The 24939-nt window shown below is 63.5% G+C and carries 24 protein-coding genes; 20 read left to right on the top strand and 4 right to left on the bottom strand.

Annotated features, from left to right (window positions below):
• Positions 1-25 precede the first annotated feature (25 nt).
• The 6 genes from rsmH (at position 26) to mraY (ending at position 7191) form a co-directional block, all read left to right on the top strand.
• Positions 26-1024, top strand: coding sequence for a 16S rRNA (cytosine(1402)-N(4))-methyltransferase RsmH (gene rsmH, locus BM045_RS07650; RefSeq protein WP_092181740.1), 999 nt, complete (start codon positions 26-28; stop codon positions 1022-1024).
• Complete coding sequence (locus BM045_RS07645) at positions 1021-1410, top strand: cell division protein FtsL (protein WP_092181737.1); 390 nt, start codon at positions 1021-1023, stop codon at positions 1408-1410. Before rsmH ends, BM045_RS07645 begins: the two co-directional genes overlap by 4 nt.
• Positions 1410-3149 carry a peptidoglycan D,D-transpeptidase FtsI family protein gene (locus tag BM045_RS07640; RefSeq protein WP_092181734.1) on the top strand — a complete coding sequence of 580 codons (1740 nt, stop codon included), beginning with the start codon at positions 1410-1412 and terminating at the stop codon, positions 3147-3149. The genes BM045_RS07645 and BM045_RS07640 overlap by 1 nt, the downstream gene beginning before the upstream one ends.
• Before the next feature lie 19 nt (positions 3150-3168).
• On the top strand, positions 3169-4611 hold the full coding sequence (locus tag BM045_RS07635; protein ID WP_244522924.1) for a UDP-N-acetylmuramoyl-L-alanyl-D-glutamate--2,6-diaminopimelate ligase: 1443 nt from the start codon (positions 3169-3171) through the stop codon (positions 4609-4611).
• A gap of 75 nt (positions 4612-4686) precedes the next feature.
• Positions 4687-6078 carry a UDP-N-acetylmuramoyl-tripeptide--D-alanyl-D-alanine ligase gene (gene murF, locus BM045_RS07630; protein WP_092181728.1) on the top strand — a complete coding sequence of 464 codons (1392 nt, stop codon included), beginning with the start codon at positions 4687-4689 and terminating at the stop codon, positions 6076-6078.
• Between the two features lie 27 nt (positions 6079-6105).
• Positions 6106-7191 (top strand): phospho-N-acetylmuramoyl-pentapeptide-transferase, encoded by a 1086-nt coding sequence (gene mraY, locus BM045_RS07625; protein WP_092181725.1) that lies wholly within the window; start codon positions 6106-6108, stop codon positions 7189-7191.
• Here the strand turns inward: mraY and BM045_RS07620 are convergent.
• Positions 7188-7883 carry an anti-sigma factor gene (locus BM045_RS07620; RefSeq protein WP_092181722.1) on the bottom strand — a complete coding sequence of 232 codons (696 nt, stop codon included), beginning with the start codon at positions 7881-7883 and terminating at the stop codon, positions 7188-7190. The genes mraY and BM045_RS07620 overlap by 4 nt on opposite strands.
• Entirely contained in the window at positions 7880-8434 is a 555-nt protein-coding gene (locus BM045_RS07615; protein ID WP_092181720.1) for a sigma-70 family RNA polymerase sigma factor, read from the bottom strand. Before BM045_RS07615 ends, BM045_RS07620 begins: the two co-directional genes overlap by 4 nt.
• A gap of 149 nt (positions 8435-8583) precedes the next feature.
• Between BM045_RS07615 and BM045_RS07610 the strand changes: the two genes are divergently transcribed.
• The 10 genes from BM045_RS07610 to BM045_RS07565 all read left to right on the top strand — a co-directional run bounded on the left by BM045_RS07610 (position 8584) and on the right by BM045_RS07565 (position 18173).
• On the top strand, positions 8584-9375 hold the full coding sequence (locus tag BM045_RS07610; protein WP_092181717.1) for a DUF4394 domain-containing protein: 792 nt from the start codon (positions 8584-8586) through the stop codon (positions 9373-9375).
• A gap of 170 nt (positions 9376-9545) precedes the next feature.
• A complete protein-coding gene (locus BM045_RS07605; RefSeq protein WP_092183133.1) occupies positions 9546-10715 on the top strand; it encodes an FtsW/RodA/SpoVE family cell cycle protein in 1170 nt (389 codons plus the stop codon).
• Positions 10712-11824: an undecaprenyldiphospho-muramoylpentapeptide beta-N-acetylglucosaminyltransferase gene (gene murG / locus BM045_RS07600; protein WP_092181714.1), complete on the top strand. Its 1113-nt coding sequence runs from the start codon at positions 10712-10714 to the stop codon at positions 11822-11824. The genes BM045_RS07605 and murG overlap by 4 nt, the downstream gene beginning before the upstream one ends.
• A complete protein-coding gene (murC, locus tag BM045_RS07595) occupies positions 11821-13245 on the top strand; it encodes a UDP-N-acetylmuramate--L-alanine ligase (RefSeq protein WP_092181711.1) in 1425 nt (474 codons plus the stop codon). Before murG ends, murC begins: the two co-directional genes overlap by 4 nt.
• A complete protein-coding gene (locus tag BM045_RS07590; RefSeq protein ID WP_092181708.1) occupies positions 13242-14162 on the top strand; it encodes a D-alanine--D-alanine ligase in 921 nt (306 codons plus the stop codon). Before murC ends, BM045_RS07590 begins: the two co-directional genes overlap by 4 nt.
• The gene (locus BM045_RS07585) at positions 14150-15169 is read left to right on the top strand and encodes a cell division protein FtsQ/DivIB (protein WP_092181705.1); all 1020 of its coding nucleotides are present in this window, start codon (positions 14150-14152) and stop codon (positions 15167-15169) included. Before BM045_RS07590 ends, BM045_RS07585 begins: the two co-directional genes overlap by 13 nt.
• Before the next feature lie 11 nt (positions 15170-15180).
• Positions 15181-16479: a cell division protein FtsA gene (ftsA, locus tag BM045_RS07580; RefSeq protein ID WP_244522923.1), complete on the top strand. Its 1299-nt coding sequence runs from the start codon at positions 15181-15183 to the stop codon at positions 16477-16479.
• Between the two features lie 57 nt (positions 16480-16536).
• Positions 16537-17016: a DUF4126 domain-containing protein gene (locus tag BM045_RS07575; protein WP_092181699.1), complete on the top strand. Its 480-nt coding sequence runs from the start codon at positions 16537-16539 to the stop codon at positions 17014-17016.
• A 43-nt stretch (positions 17017-17059) separates the two neighbouring features.
• Entirely contained in the window at positions 17060-17443 is a 384-nt protein-coding gene (locus tag BM045_RS07570) for a winged helix-turn-helix transcriptional regulator (protein WP_092181696.1), read from the top strand.
• A 97-nt stretch (positions 17444-17540) separates the two neighbouring features.
• Positions 17541-18173 carry an NADPH-dependent FMN reductase gene (locus BM045_RS07565; protein ID WP_092181693.1) on the top strand — a complete coding sequence of 211 codons (633 nt, stop codon included), beginning with the start codon at positions 17541-17543 and terminating at the stop codon, positions 18171-18173.
• Between the two features lie 43 nt (positions 18174-18216).
• On the opposite strand, the gene BM045_RS07560 is transcribed toward BM045_RS07565, so the two are convergent.
• Positions 18217-18690 (bottom strand): VOC family protein, encoded by a 474-nt coding sequence (locus BM045_RS07560; RefSeq protein WP_092181690.1) that lies wholly within the window; start codon positions 18688-18690, stop codon positions 18217-18219.
• Positions 18691-18900: 210 nt separating this feature from the next.
• Here BM045_RS07560 and ftsZ point away from each other — a divergent pair, with 210 nt between their 5' ends.
• The 4 genes from ftsZ to recN all read left to right on the top strand — a co-directional run bounded on the left by ftsZ (position 18901) and on the right by recN (position 24445).
• Complete coding sequence (ftsZ, locus tag BM045_RS07555; RefSeq protein WP_092181687.1) at positions 18901-20607, top strand: cell division protein FtsZ; 1707 nt, start codon at positions 18901-18903, stop codon at positions 20605-20607.
• Between the two features lie 111 nt (positions 20608-20718).
• On the top strand, positions 20719-21681 hold the full coding sequence (lpxC, locus tag BM045_RS07550; protein WP_092181684.1) for a UDP-3-O-acyl-N-acetylglucosamine deacetylase: 963 nt from the start codon (positions 20719-20721) through the stop codon (positions 21679-21681).
• 84 nt (positions 21682-21765) lie between these two features.
• Positions 21766-22602, top strand: coding sequence for an outer membrane protein assembly factor BamD (locus BM045_RS07545; protein ID WP_244522922.1), 837 nt, complete (start codon positions 21766-21768; stop codon positions 22600-22602).
• Positions 22603-22774: 172 nt separating this feature from the next.
• On the top strand, positions 22775-24445 hold the full coding sequence (gene recN, locus BM045_RS07540) for a DNA repair protein RecN (RefSeq protein ID WP_092183127.1): 1671 nt from the start codon (positions 22775-22777) through the stop codon (positions 24443-24445).
• Here recN and BM045_RS07535 read toward each other — a convergent pair.
• Positions 24442-24903: a L,D-transpeptidase gene (locus BM045_RS07535; protein ID WP_244522959.1), complete on the bottom strand. Its 462-nt coding sequence runs from the start codon at positions 24901-24903 to the stop codon at positions 24442-24444. The two genes, recN and BM045_RS07535, sit on opposite strands and share 4 nt — an antisense overlap.
• Between the last annotated feature and the right edge of the window lie 36 nt (positions 24904-24939).

Below are 24939 nucleotides of genomic sequence, written 5' to 3'. Positions count from 1 at the left end.
CGGCCGGAGTGGAGTAGCGGCATCTATGGGCAAGCGTTTCCTGCCCGAAACCAGCCAAGATAATGGCCCGCATGTTCCCGTCCTGCTGGACGAGGTTCTTGCGGCGCTGTCTCCGCTCGACGGCAAGCGCATCATCGACGGCACCTTTGGTGCCGGCGGCTATTCGCGTGCCTTGCTCGAAGCGGGCGCGATTGTTATCGCCATTGACCGCGACCCGAGCGTCAAGCCGTTTGCCGACGCGCTGATGGCGGAGTTCGAAGGCCGGCTGATCTTCGTGCCGGGCACCTTTTCCGAGCTCGATACCCTGGCGGCCGAACATGGGCCGATCGACGGCGTGGTGCTCGATATCGGCGTGTCCTCGATGCAGCTCGATCAGGCCGAACGCGGCTTTTCTTTCATGCGCGAAGGACCGCTCGACATGCGGATGAGCGGGCAGGGCGAAAGCGCTGCCGACCTCGTCAACAAGCTCGATGCGGAGCCTTTGGCCAACCTGCTTTATGCCTTTGGCGAAGAGCGCAAGTCGCGCCGTATTGCCCAGTTCATCGTCGCAGCGCGCGACATTGCGCCGATCGCGACGACGCTGGAGCTGGCAAAGATCGTCGAGAAGGCTATCGGCCGCAAGCCGGGCGATGCGCATCCGGCCACGCGCACCTTTCAGGCGCTGCGTATTGCGGTCAATGCCGAGTTCGAGCAGTTGGCTGAGGCGCTGTTTGCCGCCGAGCGGCTGCTGGACGAGGGCGGCAGGCTGGTCGTCGTCACCTTCCACTCGCTGGAAGACCGTATCGTTAAACGCTTCTTTGATCCCGACAAGGGTGGTCCAGCCCAGTCGCGCCACCTGCCGCAGGTCGAGGCTGAGGCTCGTCGCTGGGTCGAGGTTGCCAAGGCGCGCAAGGCCGGCGAGGCTGAACTTGGCCGCAACCCACGGGCCCGCTCGGCCATCCTGCGCGCCGCGACCCGCTCCGATGCCGCACAGCGTCCCGTCAGCTATGACGGTCTCAGCGTGCCGCAGGTGAGGGGCGCATGATCCGCAATCTCAACATCTTTTTGATCTTCACCAGCGTGCTGATGCTGTCGGGCGTTTATGCGATCAAGTTCTCGATCGAAAATACCGCCAGCCAGCGCACCGAACTGATCGCCCAGATCGACAGCCAGGAGGGCGAACTCTCCATCCTCAAGGCCGACGAAGCAGTGCTGAGCCAGCCGGGTCATATCGGGCCGATCGTGGCGCGGCACGAGCTGGCTTTGGCCATCGCCCCGGTCAAGCAGGAGCAGTTCGGCGCCTTCGAAGCCCTGCCGATGCGTCCAGTGCGGCAGCAGCCCAATACATCGGCGATGAATTCGCTGTTTGAATCGCTCGCCGCCGGTGTCGATCCGATCGATGCCATCCTCGAGCTGGAAGGGATCGAATAATGGCCGTTGCCGACGATTTCGCCCCCACCATTTCGATCGAAGGCGCGCGCAAGGCGCGCGGCAATCTCACCCAGGCGCGCATCCGATGGATGGTGCTGGCCATGGTGCTGGGCTTTGGCCTGGTCGGTGGTCGTCTCGTGCAGCTCGGCATGGTGGAAACCGATTCCACCATCGAGGGGCAGGCGCGCGACGTCATCACCGCGACGCGGCCGCCGATCCTTGATCGCAATGGCCTCGAAATGGCCGTCGATATCCGCGTGCCGTCGCTGTTTGCCGAGCCGCGCCGCATCATCGATGTGGAAGAGGCGGTGCAGAAACTGCGCACGGTCTTGCCCGATCTGAGCGAAGATTTCCTGCGCAATCGCCTGACTGGCGACAAGGGCTTTGTCTGGGTGCAGCGCGAGCTGTCGCCCGCCATCCAGGACAAGGTGATGCGGCTGGGCATTCCCGGCATCGACTTCATCACTGAGTCCAAGCGATTCTATCCCGGAATGAGCGAAGCCAGCCATATCCTGGGCTCGACCAATATCGACAACCAGGGCATCGCCGGCATCGAAAAGCATATGGACAGCGATTCCATCGCCCTGCTGCAGGACCTAGGCCTGGCGCGCGGCAATGCACTGGCGCCGGTCGAGCTCAGCGTCGACATGCGCGTGCAGCACATCATGCACGAGCAACTGGCCGATGCGATGACGCGCTACAAGGCCATCGCGGCCGCCGGCGTGATGATGGATATCCATACCGGTGAGATCATCGCCTTGGCCTCGCTGCCTGATTTCGATCCCAACGATCCCAAGACCGCCCTGGTCAAGGACAGTTTCAACCGCATCACCGCCGGCATCTTCGAGCCGGGCTCGATCTTCAAGACGGTGACCTTGGCCGGGGCGCTGGATAGCGGCTCGGTGCGGGTGACCGACCAGTTCGATGCGCGCTTCGGGGTGCGTTTCGGCCGCTTCACCATCGACGATTTCCACGGCAAGCACCGCATTCTGAGCCTGCCGGAAGTCTATAAATACTCCTCCAATATCGGCACGATCCGCGTCATGCAGGCCATGGGCAAGGACAATTACCGGGCGTTCCTGTCGACCATGGGCTTTGACGAGCGCGTGCAGTTCGAACTGCCGGAAATGCGCCTGCCCACCGTGCCCAAGAGCTTTTCGGAAGTCGGCGCGGCCACGGCCTCCTTCGGCCATGGTTTGTCGGTGTCACCGCTGCATATGGTCGCCGCCTATTCGGCGTTCGTGAATGGCGGCAATTACATTTCGCCGACGCTCTACAAGCGCAGCATGGCCGATGCCGAGCCGCTGTATCGCCGCGTCGTGCAGCCTTCCACAAGCGAGGCGATCCGCTATCTGATGCGGCTCAATGCGATCGGGTCGGGTGGTTCGGGCGGACAGATGAACAAACTGGCGCTGGGCTTCCGCGTCGGCGGCAAGACGGGTACCGCCGAAAAGGTGGTCGATGGCCGCTATTCGTCCAGCAAGGTGACCAACTTCTTCGGCTCGGCCTTCCCGCTGGATAATCCGCGCTATGCCATGGTGATCATGGTTGACGAGCCCAAGGCCGAAAGCGCCCAGACCGGCACGACCGCTGGCTGGAATGCCGGTACCGTGACCGGCCGTATCGTGCAGCGCGTTGCGCCGATGCTCGGCATTGCCCCCGATTTTTCGCCACTGATCGATGATAGCCTGGTGCCCGCTGCGCTTCGCAACGGCCCGCCGGGTTCACAATTCAACTGATCCAGAAGGATTTGCCTCCGTGTCACTCAGCGTAACACAATTGCTCGAAGGCTCCGGCGCCCGCCCCAAGAAGGGCCTGGGCGCGGTCTTCGGCCTCAATTCCGACAGCCGCCGGATCGAGCCGGGGGATATCTTCTTTGCGCTGCCGGGGCACAATGTGCATGGCAACCAATTCGTGCCCGACGCGGTCAAACGCGGCGCGTTGGCCATTATCACCGATGCCGCCCCGGTGGGCGATCCGGGCGTGCCCGTTGTCGTCGTCAAGGATGTGCGGGCCGCCTATGCCCGCGCCGCCTCGCGGATTTTCGAGCCGCAGCCGGAAATCACCGTTGCCGTCACCGGCACCAATGGCAAGACCTCGGTCGCTTCCTTCGTGCGCCAGATCTGGAACTATGCCGGCGTGCCCGGTGCCAGCATCGGTACGCTCGGCGTCGATACGGCCACGCGCCATATCGAAGGCAGCCTGACCACGCCGGATTCGCGCACGCTGCACCAGTCGATGCGCGCACTCAAGGCCCAGGGCATCGACCATGTGGCGCTTGAAGCGTCGAGCCATGGCCTTGACCAGCGCCGGCTCGACGGCATGCATTTCGAGGCGGTGGCCTTCACCAATCTCAGCCGCGACCATCTCGACTATCACGCTGACATGGACGAATACCGCAATGCCAAGCTGCGCCTGTTCACCGACCTGCTGGTCGATGGCGGCGCGGCAGTGGTCAATGTCGATGACCCGGAATACGAACCCTTCATGTTCGCAGCGCTCGGCGCCAGCGCCACGCTGCTGACGGTTGGTCGCGAGGGCGCCTATATCGAGGTGCTGTCGGTCAAGCCGGAGGGCTATGGCCAGCGCGTCGAGGTGCGCCATGTCGGCGAAAAGCTTAGCTTCCACCTGCCGCTGACCGGCGAATTCCAGGTCTCCAATGCCATCGTCGCGGCAGCGCTCGCCATGTCGAGCGGCGTCGACAAGGCGCAGGCCTTCCCGGCGCTTTCCGAACTGGTCGGCGCCAAGGGCCGACTGGAGCTGGTGGGCGAACATAATGGCGCGGCTATTTTCATCGACTATTCGCACAAGCCGGTGGCGCTGGAATCGGCGCTTGCCTCGCTTCGGCCATATGCCAAGGGGAAGCTGCGAGTCGTCTTCGGGGCAGGGGGCGATCGCGACAAGGGCAAGCGGCCGATGATGGGCGAAGTGGCCCAGCGCATGGCCGACGATGTCATTGTCACCGACGACAACCCCCGCACCGAGGATGCCGCGACGATCCGCAAGGAAATCCTCGCCACGGCCAAGGGCGCCAAGGAAATCGGCGACCGCAAGGAAGCTATTGTTGCGGCAGTCAAGTCGCTGCAAAAGGGTGACGTCTTGCTGGTTGCCGGCAAGGGCCACGAGGACTACCAGATCGTCGGCACGACGAAGCACCATTTCTCCGACCATGAGGTCGTGGCGGAGGCGATCAAGGGGTAAGATTTTGAGCGACAGGCTGGCACCGAACCACACCTCTGCCTTTGGGAGAGGTGCCGCCTGCGGCAGGATCGCGTCATGAGCAAGCCCCTCTACACTATTGCCAAAATTCTTGCCGCGACCGGCGGGTCGAGCAGTCTCGATCCGTCGACGCCGATCAATGCCATCAGCATCGACTCCCGCGAGATCGGGCCTGATGCGCTGTTCGTTGCCATCAAGGGCGACCGCTTCGACGGGCATGATTTCGTCGATACGGCACTGGCCAATGGCGCGGTCGCCGCTCTGGTCAGCCGGGGTGAGGGCAACAAGCGCGTCATGGTTCCCGATGCACTGGAAGGCATGCGGGCTGTGGGTGCCGCTGCCCGTTCGCGCAGCAGGGCTATTGTTGTCGGCGTAACCGGCAGCGTCGGCAAGACCACGACCAAGGAAGCCATTCGCGTGGTGTTCGAGGCGGCGGGGGAAACCCATGCCTCGATCAAGAGCTTCAACAATCACTGGGGCGTGCCGCTGATGCTGGCACGGTTCCCCGAAACGGCGCAGTTCGGCGTGTTCGAAATGGGTATGAGCGGGCCTGACGAAATCCGCCCGCTGGCCCAACTGGTGCGGCCGCATATTGCTGTCATTACCACGATTGCCGCAGCGCATCTTGAAGCCTTCGGCTCCTTGGACGGCATCGCCCGCGCCAAGGCAGAGATATTTGCCGGGCTGGAGCCGGGCGGTACGGTGGTGCTCAATGCCGATCATCCGCAGCTCAATGTCCTTCTCGATGAGGCCAATGCGGCCGGCGTTGGCCGGATCGTCACCTATGGCGAGGCGCGCGGCGTGGATTGGCAGATCCTCGATATGGAAATCGCTGCCGACAAGAGCTTTGCCACTGTGGAACATGACGGCACCCGCCATGCGCTGGTGCTCAATGTGCCCGGCCGCCACATGGTCGCCAATGCCACGGCAGCACTGGCCGTCAGCCATCTCGCCGGCATCGAGCCGGCCGTGGCGCTGCGGGCCTTGGCCGGTTTTGGCGCGCAGCCGGGACGTGGCCAGCGGCTGACCCTGGGGCCATCGGACAGGCCGCTGCTGCTCACTGATGAAAGTTATAATGCCAATACGGCCTCGATGACCGCGGCGCTGGATGTGTTCGCCGCCCAAACTGCGCCGGGTGGCCGCAAGCTTGTCATTCTTGGCGACATGTTGGAGCTGGGCAAGCAATCGGCGAGCCTGCACGCCAGCCTTGTTCCGGCCGTCAATGCCTCTGGTGCCGAAGGCATCTATCTGGTGGGCGCCGGCATGGCGGCCTTGGCTGATGCGCTCGGGCCAGGCCGTGTTGCCGCCCATACACAGACGGCGCAGGAGATGGCGGAGATCGTGCTATCCGACCTTGCCTATGGCGACGCTGTTATGGTCAAAGGGTCCAACGGCGTGGGGCTCGCGCGTATCGTCGACAAGATCCGCCAGCAGTTCGGCAGTAACTGAACCCACCCAACGAGGACGCTCCGCTTCATGTTGTATTTCCTTGGTCAGCTGGGTGATGCCCTCACGGCCTTCAACGTTTTCCGCTACATCACCTTTCGCACGGCCGGCGCCGTCGTCACCGCGCTGTTCTTCGTCTTCTTGTTCGGCCCCGGCATGATCGCGCTGCTGCGCCTCAAGCAGGGCAGGGGCCAGCCGATCCGCGAAGATGGTCCAGCCGGACACCTGCTCACCAAGAAGGGCACGCCCACCATGGGCGGGCTGATGATCCTGTCGGGCGCGGTGATTTCGACGCTGCTCTGGGCCAATCTTTCCAATGGCTATGTCTGGGTTGTGCTGTTCGTCACCATCGGCTTCGGCGCCATCGGCTTTTACGACGACTATCTCAAGGTCAAGCGGATGAGCCATGCCGGCTTCGGCGGGCGGCAGCGCCTGATGCTCGAAGCGCTGATCGGCTGCATCGCGGCCTTCTTTATTTCGCAGCTCGCCCAAGGCTCCTACGGGACCTCGCTGCTGTTTCCGTTCGTCAAGGATCTGGCGCTGAACCTGGGCTATTTCTACATTCTGTTCGGCGGCTTCGTCGTGGTTGCAGCCGGCAATTCGGTGAACCTCACCGACGGTCTCGATGGCTTGGCCATTGTGCCAGTGATGGTTGCCGCGGCCTGTTTCGCGCTGATCGCCTATCTGGTCGGTAGCGCCAATTTCTCTGAGTATCTGCTGCTCAATGCGGTACCGGGAACGGCCGAACTCTCGGTGGTTTGCGGCGCGCTTATCGGCGCTGGCCTTGGCTTCCTGTGGTTCAACGCCCCTCCGGCGCAAATTTTCATGGGCGATACCGGCTCGCTGGCCCTTGGCGGCGCGCTCGGCACCATCGCAGTCGCGGTCAAGCATGAGCTGGTTCTCGCCATCATCGGTGGCCTTTTCGTGCTCGAAGCTGTCTCGGTGATCGTTCAGGTCGCCTCATTCAAGCTGACCGGCAAGCGGGTGTTCCGCATGGCGCCGATCCATCACCATTTCGAGCACCTCGGCTGGACCGAAAGCCAGGTGGTGATCCGGTTCTGGATCATCAGCTTCGTGCTGGCGCTGATCGGGTTGAGCAGCCTGAAGCTGCGCTAAACCGGCGGACGGGCAAAGCCCTTGACCAGGATCGGACCGGTCGGCCGTCCGGTCGGGGAGCCGGGGGCCGGTTCGAGGGTGATCTCGTAGAGCTGGCCGCTGGCGGGCTCGGGCAGTTCCGGGCCGGTCAGGTTGATCGTGTGCGGATCGCTGAAAGTGCCGAGGGATACCGGGCCGGTGCCGGCGTCTGGCAGCGTCCAGACCTGCAGGATACGGCCTTCCGGCACGGCGAAATCTTCCAGCGGCACCAGGCGGATGCTGTCGTCGGCAAAGGCTTCGACGATGGCGCCGGGCTGGGCGTCGCCCTCATTGAGCAGCACGGCGATCATCAGGGGCTCGCGCGGCGCGGTCGTGGTCATGCTGCCGGCCAGATAGCCGATGCCCAAGGCGATGACTGCACTGGCGGCAATGCCATACCATTGCGGCAAGGCCCGTCTGTGGGTCGGGAACGCAACCACGTTTTCCGATGCTGATGCGCCATCGAGCTTGCTCTCGATGGTTTGCCATAGCGCTGAATTGACCGGTGCCGGAGCGGCGGTGTCATCGAGGTGCTGCAGATGCGCCGCCAGCCGATCGACCGCAGCTTGCAGCGCGGGATCTGCCCGCATGGCCCGCCCGAAGTCAGCGCGATCTGCGTCCTCCATTGTGCCCAGCACATAAAGGCCAACTTGCTCGGTCTGTTCGGGCATCATGACAGGCACTCCTGCAGGGACACGACGCTGCGGCGGATCCAGGCCTTGATGGTGCCGAGCGGCGCCTGCATGGTCGCCGCCGCCTCGCCATGGCTGAGGCCGGTGACATAGCACAGCAGCACGGCGCGGCGCCGAGGTTCATCCAATTGTTCGAGGCAGATGCGCAGCGCATCGCGTTCCGCGAGGGCATCGAAGGCCTCTTGCGCGTCCACGGCGCGATCGCCCATGTCGGCCAGCGTGGTGCTGTCGTGATAGTCCATGCGGCTGCCATCGCGCAGCATGTTGATGGCGCGGTTGCGCGTCATGGTGGTCAGCCAGCCGCGGGCAGACCCACGCAAAGGATCGAACTGGCCCGCGCGATGCCAGACGGCGACGAAAACTTCCTGCACGGCTTCCTCGGCCAGGTCGCGGCGGCGCAGGATGCGCTGGGCCACGGCGACGAGGCGACCGGATTCCACCTGGAACAGTCCCGCCAATGCGCTTCGCTCGCCTTTGGCGATACGGGGCAACAGCAGTTCGGCGTCGTGCGGATCGGACATAAGGCGCAACATGGATGCAAACACTCCTGCTGTCGACTACCCGCGGCTGCGGCCATTTGGATGCAGCGAGAATTATTTTAGCTTGCTGCATCCAAACGCCTCACCCCGCGGGTAACCCCCTCGTAACCAGCGCAAAAGCGCTCCATTCGAGGAGACGTCCCATGACTGCAACTTCCCTTTTCGTCCTGCGTGCCGGCCTGATCACCTCCACCCTTTTGCTGGGTGCAGGCGCTGCCTTTGCTGCTCCTGTCGTCGGGCTGGTCGGTGGCAAGACCCTGGTGACTTTCGACACCGAAACCCGTGCCGTCAGCGGCACCGTTGAGGTGACCGGCGTCGATGGCCTAGCCGGCATCGACGTACGTCCCGCCGACAAGCTACTCTATGGCGTGTCGCTGGCGGGTGAAGTCGTGACCATCGACGCCACCACTGGTGCTGCCACCGTCAAGTCGACACTGTCGGAAAAGCTTGCCAGCTATGAAGGCGCAAGCGTCGACTTCAACCCGATGGCCGATCGCCTGCGCATCGTCGGTGCCGATGGCACCAATCACCGCGCCAATGTCGATGATGGTTCGGTCACCGTCGATGGTTCGCTGGCCTATGATGCCGCCGACATGCATGCCGGCGAGACCCCGGCCATCGTCGCCGTCGCCTATACCAACTCCATTGGCAAGCCCGAAGCGACCGCCATGTATGATATCGACGCTACCATTGTGGCGCTGATCCAGCAGGCGCCGCCCAATGACGGCGTGCTGAAGGCTATCGGCAAGCTCGGCGTCGAGGGCGGTTCGGCCTATGGCTTCGATATCTCGGCCAGCGAAGACCTGACCAATACGGCTTATCTCGTCATCGACAACACGCTGCACACGGTCAATCTCGAAACCGGTGCGGCCGAGGCCTGGGGCGCCATCGAAGGCGTCGATGGCTCGATCAGCGATATCGCCATCCTGCAGTAAGCCCTAATCACCATCGCCCTCACGCGGGGGCATAGCAAGCGCGCGGATTTGTCGATCCGCGTGCTTTGTCGTTTGGCGAGTCGCAAAACGCAACGCCGGTTGGCAAATCGGTAACCAACAGGCTGCTACAATTGCAGCTAGTTTGTATCGAGTTCCGGCTGTTCCCCATGATGTTCTCCCGTGCCGAAAAAACGCCTCTGGCGGAGTGGTGGTGGTCGATTGACCGGGAACTGCTCGGCGCGCTGATCCTTTTGATGACCTGCGGCATGGTGCTGAGCTTTGCCGCCAGCCCGCCAGTGGCCGAGCGTATCGGGCTCAGCGAATGGTTCTTCGTCATCCGCCACGCCATGTTCTGTGCCGTTGCGCTGCCGGTGATGCTGGTGACTTCGTTGTTCAACCACCGCCAGGCGCGACTGGCCACACTGGTGACGCTGGTGGTTAGCGTATTGCTCTTGTGGGCGACGCTGCGCTTCGGCACCGAGGTCAAGGGCGCCAAGCGCTGGATTTCCTTTGCCGGCCAGTCGATCCAGCCGTCGGAATTCGTCAAGCCCGCCTTTGCCGTGCTCGGCGCCTGGCTGTTCTCGGAATCGATGATTCACAAGAATGTGCCCGGCAAGATCCTCGCCACGCTGATCATGATGGCCATTGTCGGCGGCTTGCTGCTACAGCCAGATATCGGGCAGACGGCGCTGGTCACTGCGACATGGGCCGTACTGCTGTTCCTGTCCGGTATTTCATGGTTTTTCATCTTCGGCATGGCCGGGGCGGCGGGCGCGCTGCTGTTTGGCGCGTATATGTTCTTCCCGCATGTGTCGCGCCGTATCGACACCTTCCTCAACCCCGAGGGCGGCGGCAATACCTACCAGATCGACCGCGCGCTGCAGTCGCTGCTCGAGGGCGGCTGGTTCGGTCGCGGTCCGGGTGAATCGATCGCCAAAAAGCTCATCCCCGACGCCCATGCCGACTATGTGTTCTCGGCCGCGGCCGGCGAATTCGGCATCCTGTTCTGCCTCGTGCTCGTCACGCTGATCGCCTTCATCGTCATTCGCGCCATGATGGGAGCACAAAGGCAGACCAGCCTGTTCGCGCGCCTGGCGGCTTCCACTCTGGCCATCCAGTTCGCCATGCAGGCGGGGATCAATCTGGCCGTGAACCTCAATCTCATTCCGCCCAAGGGCATGACGCTGCCGTTCGTCTCCTATGGCGGCACGTCGATGATCGCCGTGGCCTTTGGCATGGGGCTGATGCTGGCCTTTACCCGCACCAAGCCGGAAGAGCGCATGGCCACCGGTATTCCCACCTACCGGAGCGCGGTCGCGCCTTTGGTGCCGGCTGAATGAAAAAGTTCATGTTGATGGCAGGCGGCACGGGCGGACATCTCTTCCCGGCCATGGCGCTGGCGCAGGAGTTGACGCGGCGCGGCCACCGGGTCGAGCTGATGACCGATCACCGTGTCGAAAGCTATGGCGGCGATTTCCCGGCCAGCCAGGTGCATATCGTGCCCTCGGCCACCCCGTCGCTGCGCAACCCGGTCAAGTTCGTCACCGGGGGCGTGAAGATTCTGCGCGGCATCGGTGTCGCCTTCGGCAAGCTGCGCCAGTCCAAGCCGGATTGCGTCATCGGCTTTGGCGGCTATCCGACCTTTCCGCCCTTTATGGCAGCCAACCTGCTCGGCATTCCGGGCATCCTGCATGAGCAAAATGCGGTGATGGGCCGGGCCAATCGCGCGCTTGGGCGCTTCGCGGATCTGCTGGCCATGAGCTTTGGCGAGACCAAGTTTGCCGACCGGCTGAGCCTTGAAAAGGTCATCACCGGCAATCCGGTGCGGGATCGCGCGCGGGCCGTCGCCACGACGCCCTATCCGGAGTTGCATGAACTCAGCCCCATTCGCCTCGTGATCTTTGGCGGCAGCCAGGGCGCCAAAGCTTTGTCGGATATCGTCCCTGCCGCCATCGCCAGCCTGCCCGATGCTCTGCGGCAGCGGGTGCAGGTGGTGCAGCAGTGCCGCGCCGATGATCTCGACCGTGTCGCCGAGGTCTATCGCCAGGCCAAGGTCAATGTGGAACTGGCCGCCTTCTTCACCGACCTGCCGGAGCGCATGGCGCGCAGCCATCTAGTGATCGGTCGCTCCGGCGCCTCGACCATTGCCGAGCTGACCGTGCTGGGCCGTCCCGCCATTCTCGTGCCGTTGCCCGGTGCGCTGGATGCCGATCAGAAGAACAATGCCCTCGTGATGGAAAATGCTGGCGCCGGCTGGGTGGCCGAACAGGCCACTCTCTCGCCGCAATCACTAGGCACTCGCCTCACAAGCCTGTTAACAGACCCCTCAACCCTCATCACAGCTGCTGCTGCCGCCCGCTCTCTGGGCCAGCCGCGCGCCGTCGAGAAGCTGGCCGACATGGCCGAAATGCTCTCCGGCAAGAACCTCGAAGTGGATACTCGCCCATGAAAATGCCCCGCAATATCGGGCCCGTGCACTTCATCGGCATTGGCGGCATCGGCATGAGCGGCATTGCCGAAATCCTGCACAACCAGGGCTATACCGTGCAGGGCTCCGATGCTTCGCTCAACCCCAATGTGCAGCGCCTGCGCGACATGGGCATCAAGGTCGAGATCGGCCAGAGTGGCGACAATCTCGGCCTGGCCGAAGTCGTGGTGATTTCCTCGGCGATCAAGAAGGACAATCCTGAGCTGGTCGCCGCCCGGGCGCGGGCGCTCCCGGTGGTGCGGCGCGCTGAAATGCTGGCCGAAATCATGCGCTTCAAGACCGCTATCGCCATTGGCGGTACGCATGGCAAGACCACGACGACCACGCTGGTCGCGACCCTGCTCGATGCCGGTAATCTCGATCCGACCGTCATCAATGGCGGCATCATCAATGCCTATGGCACCAATGCGCGCCTCGGCGCCGGCGAATGGATGGTGGTCGAGGCCGACGAAAGCGACGGCACCTTCATCAAGCTGCCGGCCGATGTGGCCATCGTCACCAATATCGATCCCGAGCATCTCGATCACTATGGTGACTTCGAAGGCGTCAAAAAGGCCTTTCACCAGTTCGTCGAAAACGTCCCCTTCTATGGCTTTGCCGTGATGTGCCTCGACCATCCGGAAGTCCAGGCACTGGTCGGCCAGATCAAGGATCGCCGCGTCATCACCTATGGCCGCAATCCGCAGGCCGATGTGCGGCTGGTCGATCTCGAAACCATTGATGGCGTCAGCCATTTCGCCGTCGAAATCCGCGACCGCATCCGTCAGACCCAGCTGCGCATCGACGGGCTCGAACTGCCGATGCCGGGCGTGCACAATGCGCTCAATGCCACGGCGGCCATTGCCGTAGCCGACCAGTTGCATGTCCCGGCCGAAGCGATCCGCAAGGGCCTCAAGGGCTTCACTGGCGTCAAGCGCCGCTTCACCAAGACCGGCGTGGTCGGCGGCATTACCGTCATCGACGACTACGGCCATCACCCGGTAGAAATCGCCGCCGTGCTCAAGGCCGCGCGCTCGTCCACCAAGCGGGACGTCATCGCCGTGGTGCAGCCGCATCGCTATTCGCGCCTCAACGACCTGTTCGACGATTTCGCCGCCTGCTTCAACGATGCCGATACGGTGATCGTCGCCCCGGTCTATGCTGCCGGCGAACAGCCGATCCCCGGCGTCACGCATGAAGAACTGGTCAACCGCATCCGCGCCCGCGGCCATCGCGACGCGCGCGTCATCGACCGGCCCGAAGCTTTGGCCCCGCTGATCGCCAGCCGTGCCGCCGAGGGCGATTATGTCGTCTGCCTCGGCGCCGGTAATATCACCCAATGGGCGGCGGCCCTGCCGGCTGAACTCGGTGCGCTGATCGGCAAAGAGGCGGCAGCGTCATGAGCAAGCACGTCGCCGTCCTGATGGGCGGGCTGTCCAATGAGCGTCCGGTCTCGCTGAGCTCCGGCGCGGGTTGTGCCGAAGCCCTGCGCAACGCCGGCTATCGCGTCACCGAAGTCGATGTCGGCTATGACATTGCCGAAGTGCTGCGCGAACTGGCGCCAGACGTGGCCTTCAACGCGCTGCATGGCCGCTTCGGCGAAGACGGCACGATCCAGGGCGTGCTGGAGTTCCTGCGCATTCCCTATACCCATTCGGGCGTGCTGGCCTCGGCGCTGGCCATGGACAAGCACCAGGCCAAGATCATGCTCAAGGCGGCCGGCGTGCCGGTGACCGACCATGTCATCGCCAGCAGGGCCGAAGTGGGTCGCGCCCATGTCATGCCGGCGCCCTATGTGGTCAAGCCCGTCGCCGATGGCTCGAGCTTTGGCATCATGATCGTCAAGGCCGACCAGACCCATCCGCCGCAGGAAATCCTCGGCGAGGACTGGAAGGGCGGCGAGGAGCTGATGGTCGAGCGCTATATTCCCGGGCGCGAGCTGACTTGCGCCGTGATGGGTGATGTCGCTTTGCCGGTGACCGAGATCATCACCGACCTCGCCTTCTACAATTACGAGGCGAAATATTCGCATGGCGGATCACATCACGTGGTTCCGGCGCAAATTTCACCGAAAATTTACGACAAAGTACAGAAGATGAGTCTCAAGGCCCATGCTGCGCTTGGCTGCCGAGGCATCACCCGAACTGACTTCCGTTACAATGACGCGGCAGGACCAGACGGTGAGCTTGTCTGTCTGGAAATCAACACCCAGCCAGGCATGACCCCCACCTCGCTCGCGCCAGAACAAGCGCTGCATGCCGGCCATTCGTTCGAAGATTTGGTCTCCTGGATGGTGGAGGACGCGAGTTGCAACAGGTAAAAAGCGAGGCCTTTCTCGCTGGCGCTCGGATCGTCGATCCGCGTGCATTGCCTGTTCCTGTCCGTACGCCGCAGCGCAAGATCCGCAACAACTTCGGCCGTGCCTGGGTGCTGCACCGCAAGGGCATTACGAGGGGCGTAGCCATTGCGGCCCTGCTGGCCGCGGCGACCGCCGTCTATCAATTGCGTGAACCCATTGTCTTTGGTGCCGGTATCCTGGGTGAAGTGGCGCAGGGCCGCTTTGCCGATGCCGGCTTTGCCATTGGCGAAATTTCTATCACCGGCCAGACGCTGACCGGCGAGCAGGCGATTTTTGACGCGCTGGGCGTCGAACCGCATACTTCCACTGTCTCCTTCGATGTCGAAGCCGCCCGCCAGCGCATTGCCGAACTGCCGGCGGTGGAAACGGTCAGCGTGCGCAAAACCTATCCGGGCGACGTGATCGTCAACATCACCGAAAAGACCCCGGTCGCCCGCTGGCGTGTCGATGGCATTACCTTCGTGGTCGATGGCGCGGGCGAGCAGATCGGCGAGGATCGTGGCGCCTATGGCGAGCTGCCGCTGGTCGTCGGCGATGGCGCCAATGACGATGCCATGGTGATGATCCGGGCGCTCGACCAATATCCCGGCCTCAAGGACGGCTTGATGGCGCTGTCGCGCATCGCCGACCGCCGCTGGGACCTGATCTATGATACCGGCCTGCGCGTGCAGTTGCCCGAGCTGGGCGTTGCGCGGGCGCTGAGCCATCTCGAAAATTATCAGGCGCAGTATCAGCTGCTCGACCGCGACCTCACCGTCATCGACCTGCGCGTTGCCAATCTGGTCGCGGTGCGGCCGACCAAGACTGAAGAAGAGATCGCCGCCGACGAAGAGGAGCGCAAGCAGGCGATCATCGAGCGCGCCAAGTCGGGCCAGCCCTATCCCATGCCGCCGCGCACGCTGCCGTCGCAGACCTTTTCCGAACCGCCGCCCTCCGAAACTCCAGCCACCGCGATTGCCCCGCAATGATGACCGATGCCATGACCTCCCGGCTCCGCCCCGTCCAGCCCGGCAAGACCACGCTGGTGGCGGTGCTCGATATCGGTTCGACCAAGATCTGCTGCGTCATCGCGCGGCTGACGCCCCGGGCCGAGGGCAGGGCGCTCAAGGGCCGTTCGCACCAGGCCGAGGTGATCGGTTTCGGCTATGGCCCTTCGGCGGGCGTGAAGTCGGGCGTCGTCACCGATATCGAAAAAGCCGAACATGCCATTCGCTCGGTTGTGGGTATGGCCGAGCGTGCCGCCGGACTGACGCTGGAATCGGTGATCGTCAATGTCACCGCCGGCCGGCTGGGCTCGGAGACTTTCTCGGCAGCCGTGTCGCTGGATGGCCAGGAGGTCGAAAAGACCGACCTGCATCGCGTGCTGCGCGCCGTCAACGAGCGATCGGTGCGGCCGGAACGCTCGATCATCCATGCGCTGCCGATCGGCTATGCCATTGACGGGCAGAAGGGCATCCGCGATCCCAAGGGCATGGTCGGCGACAAGCTCGGCGTCGATGTCGCCGTGGTCAGCTCGGAAACCCTGGCCATGCGCAATCTTGAACTGGTGCTGCATCGCTGCCACCTGCAGATCGAGGCGCTGATTGCCACGCCCTATGCTTCGGGCCTTGCCACGCTGGTCGATGACGAATCCCAGCTCGGCGTTGCTTGCATCGACTTCGGTGGCGCCACCACTACGGTGTCCGTCTTCAACGATGGCCATCTGGTCTACGCCGATGCCATCGCCATTGGCGGCCATCACCTGACTCTCGATATCGCCCGCCAGCTCTCGGTCAGCGTGGCCGATGCTGAGCGGCTGAAGACCTTCTACGGCTCGGTGCTGCCGGGACAGGCCGACGAGCGCGACCTGATTGCCATCCAGCCCGTCGGGGCGTCGCATGACGAAGCGCCGGGGCAGGTCGCCCGTTCGGTGCTGACCCGCATCATGCGACCGCGCATCGAAGAAATCCTCACCGCCATCCGCGACCGCATGCAGGCCACCGGCATGATGGATGTCTGCGGCCGCCGCTTCGTCTTGACCGGCGGCGCCAGCGAAATGACCGGCCTGCCCGAGGTGGCGCGCCGGACCCTGGCCCGTAACGTCCGCACCGGTCGCCCGATGGGCATTGCGGGCCTGCCCGAAATGGCCAAGGGCGCCGCCTTTGCCACCGTCGCCGGCATGCTGATCTATCCGCAGGTCTGCTCGCAGGAATACCAGGAGCCGCGCGGCAGCCGCAAACTCACCGGCACCGACGGCTACTTCCACCGCGTCGGCAACTGGCTGCGCACCAGCTTTTAGGATCGATTTGCCGGGAGCGCCGTTACCGAGAGGTATCGAGCCCCCGGAGATCGCCTCATGCTTCGTTCTATCCTGATCGGTCTGGTTGCTGGCCAACGCGGCCTGTCCCCGCTGGCCTCCGTGGCCATTGCCACGCAGCGCGGTGAAATTCCCGCCGTGCTGCCCTTCCAGAAGCTGCTGCTCAATCCGGTCATTTCGGCCGGCACGGTTGCCTTGGCGGCGGCCGAAATGGGCGGCGACAAGATGAAGACGGCGCCGGATCGCACCGTGCCGATCGGGCTTCTCGTCCGCAGCATCACCTCGGCCTATGCCGGCGCCGCCCTGGCGCCGCGCAACCAGCGTGCCTTGGGCGCCGCTGTCGCCGTCGGCACGGCGCTGGTTTCGTCCTATTTCGGCCTGCGCCTGCGCAAGGCTGGGATGCGGCGCTATGGCCAGACAGCCACGGGGCTCGTGGAAGACGCTCTGGTGGCCGGGGCGGGACTGGCGATTGCCAATCCGCGCCTCGTCAGCGGCAAGGCGATCGCCCACCGACGTTAGCGTCGCCATTGTTCATGTGGATCAGGGCGCCTATCTTGACCACATGAACAAGCATATCTTCAAGGACGTCGCCACCCACCTGCCGGAGCATTGCCAGCCCACGGCAGATATCTTGTCGCAGTTCGGCGGCAAGTGGCCGCTGGCGGTGTTCGGCACACTTAACGGCGGGCCCAAGCGCTTTTCCGAACTGGCGGAGGAAATCCGGGGCATTTCGCAGCGCATGCTCACCCTGACGCTGCGGACTATGGAGCGAGATGGCATGGTCATACGACGCGTTACGCCTGTTGTGCCGCCACGCGTCGACTACGAGCTCACCGAGCGTGCACGCTCGCTGCAGGGGCCGTTGACGGCCTTGCACCATTGGGCCAATGCCGAAGCGGAGGGGATAGCCGAATCCCGCCGCGAGTTCGACGCGCGCGGCGAATAGCGCCGAACAAATCTGTTCGTCCCGCACCATTTGGTGCCTCCTTGAGAGGCTTCCCGGCAAAGCGCATTTCCCCTGCATCACAGCAGAGGACGCTTTCATGACCACTCCACGCATCGGCATCATCATCGGCAGCACCCGCGAGGGGCGCTTTGCCGATACCCCCGCCAAATGGCTGATCGACATCGCCAACCGGCGCGGCGATGCCCAGTTCGAACTGGTCGATCTGCGCGACTATCCCATGCCTTTCTTTGAAGAGACGCGCTCGCCCGCAATGGTGCCGCCCGCCAATCCCGCTGCCTTGGCCTGGGGCCGGAAGATGGCCGAGCTCGACGGCTACATTTTCCTCACCGCCGAATACAATCACAGCGTCACCGCGGTGCTCAAGAATGCGCTGGACTATGCCTATGTCGAGTTCAATCGGAAGCCGGCCAGTTTCCTCGGCTATGGAGGCGTCGGTGGCGCCCGTGCGGTCGAACAGCTGCGGCTGATCCTCGCCGAGTTGCAGGTCGCGTCGCTCAAGTTCAACGTGCATATCAATGCCCATGAATTCATGGGCATCCTGATGCAGGGCAATACTCTGGCCGATTATCCCTATCTCGAAACCGCCGCCGGCCTGATGCTCGACGATCTGGTCTGGTGGGCCAACACCATGCGCGCTGGCCGTCGTGCCGCGCCGGCCGAACCGGTTGACCACACCACAATCGCGCGTGCAGCCGGGGCTGCTGCCTGATTGTCCTGGAATGGGTGAGCTGGCTTCGGCCGGCTCACCTTACTTAGACACCCGCATAGGCCTTCTCGAGATCGGCGACGATCAGCTTGCCCATCTTGAGCATGGCTTCGGTGGCGCGTTGCGATCCGGCTTTGTCCGGGCCCATAACCGTCGAATAGATTTGCCTGGGCACCACCTGCCAGCTCAGCCCGAAACGATCCTCGCACCAGCCGCATTGGCTCGGCTTGCCGCCGTTGTCGACGAAGCCGTTCCAATAGTGATCGACCTCGGCCTGGTCGGCACATTCGATCATGAAGCTGACGGCCCAGGAGAAGGGATGTTGGCTGGGTGTCGATCCGCTGCCATTGAGCAGGAAGAATTTCTGCCCCGCCAGTTCGATCACCGCGGTGAAGGCCGGCCGGTCCGGCGCATGCCGAACCTGCTGGTGCACTTTCGCATCGGGAAAGGTCTCGGTGTAAAAATTTATCGCGTCATCGATGCGATCGTCGAACCACAAGCAGGGCATGATGCTCGTCACGGTGTTTTCTCCTCATTTGCTCGCTGTCACGACGGACGGCGGATGCGCGCTTCGACAGCAAGGGCCAAATTCATGGTTACCCAAAGCTGAATGCGTAACCGTCACGTGTCGCAAATTGCGATCACGTTAACACCAGTGAGACAATTGTTAGGGAGCGGTTAACGTTTGGCGGGGTAAATCTTTACCAACCACGCCACTATGAGGCCATTCATGACCATCAACCTCACCATCCCGGATATTCAGGAACTGAAGCCTCGCATTACCGTATTCGGTTGCGGTGGCGCTGGCGGTAACGCCGTCAACAACATGATCGAGTCCGGTCTCGATGGGGTCGACTTCGTCGTCGCCAATACCGACGCGCAGGCCCTGGCCCTCAGCAAGGCGCAGCGCATCATCCAGCTCGGTGTCAATGTCACCGAAGGCCTCGGCGCCGGATCGCACCCCGAAGTCGGCCGTGCGGCGGCCGAAGAGAGCTGGGACGAGATCAATGATCACCTCTCCGGCTCGCATATGGTGTTCATCACCGCCGGCATGGGCGGTGGCACCGGTACCGGCGCGGCGCCCGTGATTGCGCGTGCGGCGCGCGAGCAGGGCATTCTGACTGTTGGTGTCGTCACCAAGCCGTTCAACTTTGAAGGCAATCGCCGTGCCCGTCTGGCCGAAGATGGCATCGACGAGCTGCATCGCCATGTCGATACGCTGATCGTCATCCCGAACCAGAACCTGTTCCGTGTCGCCAACGAAAAGACCACCTTTGCCGACGCGTTTGCGATGGCCGACCAGGTGCTGTTCTCCGGCGTCGCCTGCATCACCGACCTGATGGTCAAGGAAGGCCTCATCAACCTCGACTTCGCCGACGTGCGCGCCGTGATGCGCGGCATGGGCAAGGCGATGATGGGTACCGGCGAAGCCTCCGGCGAAGATCGTGCCCGCCACGCCGCCGAAGCTGCGATTGCCAATCCGCTGCTCGACGACGTTTCGATGCATGGCGCCCGCGGCCTGCTGATCTCTATCACCGGCGGTCCTGACCTGACGCTCTATGAAGTCGATGAAGCCGCTTCCCGCATCCGCGAAGAAGTCGATCCCGATTGCAATATCATCCTCGGCGCCACCTACGATCCGAGCCTCACCGGCACGCTGCGCGTTTCGGTTGTGGCCACCGGCACCGATGCGACCATGGTGCAGGCTTTAGAGCCGGCCAAGCCGCATGCTTCGCGCACCCCGCTGGAAGTGCGTCGTCACGTGCCGGTTGAACCGACCCGCGCCCAGATCGAGCGCGCTGCGCTTGCTACGCCTGCTGCTGCTCCGGCACCAATGCCGGCTCCGGCTGCACAGAATTTCGACCATGACGTCGAAGCGGCCCTGGTCCAGGCCTTCAACATGGCTACCCATGCCCCGTCGCAGCCGCAGGCCTATGATGCCCGCGAAGACGATGGCGTGTTCGTCGAGCCCTACATTCCTGCTGCCGAAACCATGCACGAGACCGATGAGCCGGTCGCGATGGATGATTCGCCGGTTCCGAGCGTCTATGTGCCGTCCCACGCCGCTCGCCCCGAGGGTCAGCGCCGCATGCCGCGCACCGAGGAGCTGCCAGTTGTTGCGAGGCGGTCACAGGAGCCGCAGGAACGTCATGAAGCCGAGCCGCGTAATGCGCGTGCCCTGTTCAAGAAATTGGCGTCCAATGTTGGCCTCAACCTCGGCCAGCAGGCCCCGGTTGCGCGTGACGAAACCAGCTACTCGGCTGCCGATGATGCCGCTGCCCGCAGCGCAATTGAAGCAGGTCCTGCAAGGGGTTCGCGTACTGCACCAGCAGTCGATGGTGCCCGCGGCAATCTCGATGCCCAGGGCCGCCAGCCGGCACCGGCACCGCAGAAGGATAGCCTCGAAATTCCGGCTTTCCTGCGCAAACACGGTTAACGTCTTAAGCGTAATTTCAGAGAAGATTGCTCGGTGCGACTTTCGCACCGAGTTTTTTTTGGCTAACACAATCCTGGGCGTTCTGGGGCTCGGGGTCGGAGTTATTCGAGTATGCACAAACTGTCCACGCGTCAGCGTACCCTTGCTGCCGCGATCAGCTTTGCCGGCTATGGCGTTCATAGCGGCCAGCCGGTCACCCTGACGATCCTTCCCGGTGCGCCCGACAGCGGCGTCACCATCTGCCGCGAACGCGGCGACGGCACCACCACCGATCCGGTCCCGGTGCATTATTCGCGCGTCACACGCACCACGCTCTGCACCACTCTTGATCTGGGCGACAGCGTCAGTGTCGCGACCATCGAGCATGTGACCTCGGCCCTCTCGGGCATGGGCGTCGATAATGCGGTGATCAAGCTAGATGGCGGCGAATGCCCCATTCTCGACGGCAGCTCGCGGCCCTTCGCCGATGCGATCCTCTCCGTCGGCCTCGATATCCAGCCGGCCCAGCGCAAGTTCCTCAAGGTACTGCGCGCCGTCACCGTGCGCAACAACGATGCCTTTGCCGCGCTCGAGCCCTATAACGGACGCGCGCTCGATCTCGAGATCGACTTCGACAGCAAGGTCATCGGCCGCCAGCGCATGATCTTCGACTGGACGCCGCGCCGCTATTACGAAGATGTGTCGCGCGCCCGCACCTTTGGCTTCGTCCGCGATGCCAAGATCCTGCGCCAGGCCGGTTATGCGCTTGGCTCCAGCCTCGACAATTCCATCACCGTGCATGAGGATCGCATCCTCAATCCCGACGGGCTGCGTTACGAAGACGAATTCGTGCGCCACAAGCTGCTCGATGCGATCGGCGATCTGTCGCTCGGTGGTCTTCCCATCTGGGGCCGCTTTCGCTCCTACAAGGGCGGCCATGCGCTCAATGCCCATGTCCTGACCGGTCTCTTCTCCAGCGAAGCCAATTATGAAATAGTTGGTGCCGAAGACCTGCCGCTCGAATTCGAGGCTTTTGAAGATCAGCCCGACGGCCTGGCGGTCAATCATTACCTGCGGTCGGTCGGCCGGTCCTGATCAGGATGGCGCGCTGCGCCACAGTTTTGATCCAATTGCTAACTACGCCGCCTGCAGGCAGTTTCGTATAGGACGGGGCATTTCGTGACAGTTGACGCTATTGGTGGTTTCACCAGCCGGACAGCCCGGTTCCTCTCCGTTGCCCTGTTTGCCGCCGTTCTGGCTGGCTGCAGCATGTTCGGCCCGCCCAAGGCCAAGGAAGAGCCGGTTATCCCGGCGGCTTCCCTCTATCAGCGCGCGTTGGACGATATGGACCGGCAGTATTTTGCCACTGCCATCAAGTCGCTCGAGCAGCTCGATCGCCAGCATCCGCGCGATCCGATGGTCGAAAAGTCCAAGCTGATGCAGGTCTATGCCAATTACCGCAGCGGCAAGCTGCCGGAGGCAATCCTCGCCGCCGACCGCTTCATGGCGCTCTATCCCAATGGCAAGGACGCCGCTTACGTGCTGTACCTCAAGGGCAATTCCTATTTTGCCCAGATCAAAGACATCACCCGCGACCAGCAGCTGTCGGCCGATGCGATCGACACCTACAATCTGGTGATCTCGACCTATCCGAAGTCGGAATATGCGACCGACGCCAAGGAAAAGCTGCTGGTGGCCTATGACCAGCTGGCCGGCAAGGAAATGTCGGTTGGCCGCTACTATCTCGGCCAGGGCCAGTATACCGCCGCCATCAACCGCTTCCGCGTCGTCGTCGAGACCTGGCAGACCTCTACCCATATTGAGGAAGCCCTCTATCGCCTGACCGAAGCCTACCTGTCGCTTGGCCTGACCAATGAAGCCAGCACGGCCACCGCCGTTCTCGGCCACAACTATCCGGCCAGCACCTGGTACAAGGAAGCTTTCGACCTCCTTGGCAAGCAGGGCCTGGCCCCGACCGTCAACAGCGGTAGCTGGATGGCGGGCCTCAAGAAGTAGGCTTTCCAACTAAGCTGTTGCTAGTTTGTTCCGGGGCGCTACAATGCGCCCCGGTTCGTTTGTGCGACAGCTCCTGTGCGTAAGGCGAATCCCGCTTTCGCGGAAATGACGCGGTAATGGTAAGACGGGCGCAGTCTCCGCTTCTGGCGGTACGCAGTTTGGGAATATGCGCATGCTGAACGCGCTTTCGGTTCGCAACATCGTTCTGATCGACCAGCTCGATCTGGCGCTGGATGGCGGCATGACCGTGCTCACCGGCGAGACCGGCGCCGGCAAATCCATCCTGCTCGACGCGCTGACCCTGGCGCTGGGGGGCAGGGGCGACGCGTCGCTGGTGCGCAGCGGGCAGGAGAGCGGCCAGGTGGTTGCCGTGCTGCAGCTGGCCAAGGATCATCCGGCCCGCGCCGCGCTGCGCGACAATGCGATTCCCGATGACGAGGACGTAATCCTGCGCCGCGTGCAGTTTGCCGATGGCCGCACCCGCGCCTTCATCAACGACCAGCCGGTGTCGGCGGCGTTGCTGCAAAAAGTCGGCGGGCAGATCGTCGAAATTCACGGCCAGCATGACGACCGCGCGCTGGTTGATTCCGCCACGCATCGCGCCGCGCTCGACGCGTTTGGCGAGCTGGAAAAGCACGTCGACAAGGTCCGTGACGCTTGGGAGGCGCTGAGCGATGCGCAGGAGGCGGTTGCCGCGCAAAAGGCGCTGGTGGCGCAGGCCCTGGCCGCCGAGGACTATGCCCGCCACACTGTCGAGGAATTGGGCAAGCTCAAGCCGGTCATCGGCGAAGAGGAGGAACTGGCTGAACGCCGCCAGCATCTGCAGCAGGTCGAGCGCTCAGCCTCAGACGTCACCGAAATCGACGACATGCTCAATGGCGCTTCGGCGCCTGCGCCGGCCCTCTCCAGCCTGATGCGCCGCTTGATGCGCAAGATCGACGGTGGGTCGACGCTGTTCCAGCCGATTGTCGATACGCTCGATGCATCGCTTGTCGCACTGGACCGCACCAGCGAGGCGCTCGAAGAGCTGAAGCGCGAAATGGCCTATGACCCATCGGAGCTGGAAGCCGTCGAGGAGCGCCTGTTCGCCCTACGCGCCGCGGCCCGCAAGCACCAGACCACCTGCGATGGTCTCGCCGAGGTGCTCGCCAAGTATAGCGCCGATCTCGACATGCTGCAGGGTGGCGAGACCCGTCTCGTGACGCTGGTGGAGGCCGAGGCCAAGGCCATGGCGGCCTATCGCAAGACGGCTGAGACGCTGAGCGCGGGCCGCGCCAAATCCGCCGCGCTGCTCGGGAAGGCAGTCGGCGCCGAATTGCCTGATCTGAAGCTCGGTTCGGCCAAATTCATTGTCGATCACCAGATCGACAAGCATCGCATTGCCGCCTCCGGCTTCGACCAGATCCAGTTCCACGTGCAGACCAATCCGGGCACCGCCGCTGGTCCACTGCTCAAGGTGGCATCGGGCGGCGAGCTCAGCCGGTTCCTGCTCGCCCTCAAGGTTGTGCTGGCCGATCGCGGCTCGGCGCCGGTGCTGATCTTTGACGAAATCGACACTGGCGTTGGTGGAGCCGTGGCAGATGCCATCGGCCGTCGTTTGGCGCGGCTGGCCGGCAAGGTCCAGGTGCTGGCCGTCACCCATGCTCCCCAGGTTGCCGCCCGCGCCCAGCGCCACCTGCTGATCGAAAAGCAAGCGGTGAAGGAAGGCGCTTTCATGCGCACGCATGTGAAGCCGCTCGACGTGGCCGCGCGGCAAGAGGAAGTCGCCCGCATGCTCGCCGGGGCCAAGGTCACCGACGAGGCGCGAGCGGCCGCCAGCAAGCTGCTGAGCGAAGTCAGCTAGTTGACCACGATCACCGGCGTGCCCGGCATGACGCGGGCATAGAGGTCGATGATATCGGCATTGGTCATGCGTATGCAGCCATAGGATACGAAGCCGCCGATCGAGGCGGGCGTATTAGTGCCGTGAATGGCATAGTCGCCGCCCGACAGGGTCATGGCCGCCGCACCGAGCGGATTGTTGGCCGCGCCGCCAGCCACCATGGCCGGCAGGTTGGGATTGTCGTGCCGCACCGCAGCAGGCGGGATCCAGTTGGGCAGCACATACATGTCGGCAATGCTGGCAGTGCCGGTCCATTGCCGGGCCAATTTGCCGACACCGACGCTGTAGCGCAGGGCCCGGCCGCCAGCGAGCACCAGATAAAGCTGCCGCTCCTTTGTAAGCACCACGATGGTGCCGGCCGTGGCCTGATCAAACGCCACATTGTCGACCGCGTGTGCGGGCGGCGACGCGGCGGCCATGGTCATGGCCAAGATCGCCAGCGTCGCCCTCAGGCT

The sequence above is a fragment of the Devosia sp. YR412 genome (assembly GCF_900110945.1).
GTDB lineage: Bacteria > Pseudomonadota > Alphaproteobacteria > Rhizobiales > Devosiaceae > Devosia.
The sequence above is the reverse complement of the archived record's forward strand: the minus strand, read 5'-3'. Positions and strand labels throughout refer to the sequence as shown.

Excerpts from the sequence above, each read along its gene's own strand:
- rsmH (WP_092181740.1), top strand. The coding sequence starts at position 26 with ATGGGCAAGCGTTTCCTGCCCGAAACCAGCCAAGATAATGGCCCGCAT.
- BM045_RS07645 (WP_092181737.1), top strand. The coding sequence starts at position 1,021 with ATGATCCGCAATCTCAACATCTTTTTGATCTTCACCAGCGTGCTGATG.
- BM045_RS07640 (WP_092181734.1), top strand. The coding sequence starts at position 1,410 with ATGGCCGTTGCCGACGATTTCGCCCCCACCATTTCGATCGAAGGCGCG.
- murF (WP_092181728.1), top strand. The coding sequence starts at position 4,687 with ATGAGCAAGCCCCTCTACACTATTGCCAAAATTCTTGCCGCGACCGGC.
- mraY (WP_092181725.1), top strand. The coding sequence starts at position 6,106 with ATGTTGTATTTCCTTGGTCAGCTGGGTGATGCCCTCACGGCCTTCAAC.
- BM045_RS07620 (WP_092181722.1), bottom strand. The coding sequence starts at position 7,883 with ATGATGCCCGAACAGACCGAGCAAGTTGGCCTTTATGTGCTGGGCACA.
- BM045_RS07615 (WP_092181720.1), bottom strand. The coding sequence starts at position 8,434 with ATGTTGCGCCTTATGTCCGATCCGCACGACGCCGAACTGCTGTTGCCC.
- BM045_RS07610 (WP_092181717.1), top strand. The coding sequence starts at position 8,584 with ATGACTGCAACTTCCCTTTTCGTCCTGCGTGCCGGCCTGATCACCTCC.
- BM045_RS07605 (WP_092183133.1), top strand. The coding sequence starts at position 9,546 with ATGTTCTCCCGTGCCGAAAAAACGCCTCTGGCGGAGTGGTGGTGGTCG.
- murG (WP_092181714.1), top strand. The coding sequence starts at position 10,712 with ATGAAAAAGTTCATGTTGATGGCAGGCGGCACGGGCGGACATCTCTTC.
- murC (WP_092181711.1), top strand. The coding sequence starts at position 11,821 with ATGAAAATGCCCCGCAATATCGGGCCCGTGCACTTCATCGGCATTGGC.
- BM045_RS07590 (WP_092181708.1), top strand. The coding sequence starts at position 13,242 with ATGAGCAAGCACGTCGCCGTCCTGATGGGCGGGCTGTCCAATGAGCGT.
- ftsA (WP_244522923.1), top strand. The coding sequence starts at position 15,181 with ATGACCTCCCGGCTCCGCCCCGTCCAGCCCGGCAAGACCACGCTGGTG.
- BM045_RS07575 (WP_092181699.1), top strand. The coding sequence starts at position 16,537 with ATGCTTCGTTCTATCCTGATCGGTCTGGTTGCTGGCCAACGCGGCCTG.
- BM045_RS07570 (WP_092181696.1), top strand. The coding sequence starts at position 17,060 with ATGAACAAGCATATCTTCAAGGACGTCGCCACCCACCTGCCGGAGCAT.
- BM045_RS07565 (WP_092181693.1), top strand. The coding sequence starts at position 17,541 with ATGACCACTCCACGCATCGGCATCATCATCGGCAGCACCCGCGAGGGG.
- ftsZ (WP_092181687.1), top strand. The coding sequence starts at position 18,901 with ATGACCATCAACCTCACCATCCCGGATATTCAGGAACTGAAGCCTCGC.
- lpxC (WP_092181684.1), top strand. The coding sequence starts at position 20,719 with ATGCACAAACTGTCCACGCGTCAGCGTACCCTTGCTGCCGCGATCAGC.
- recN (WP_092183127.1), top strand. The coding sequence starts at position 22,775 with ATGCTGAACGCGCTTTCGGTTCGCAACATCGTTCTGATCGACCAGCTC.
- BM045_RS07535 (WP_244522959.1), bottom strand. The coding sequence starts at position 24,903 with ATGGCCGCCGCGTCGCCGCCCGCACACGCGGTCGACAATGTGGCGTTT.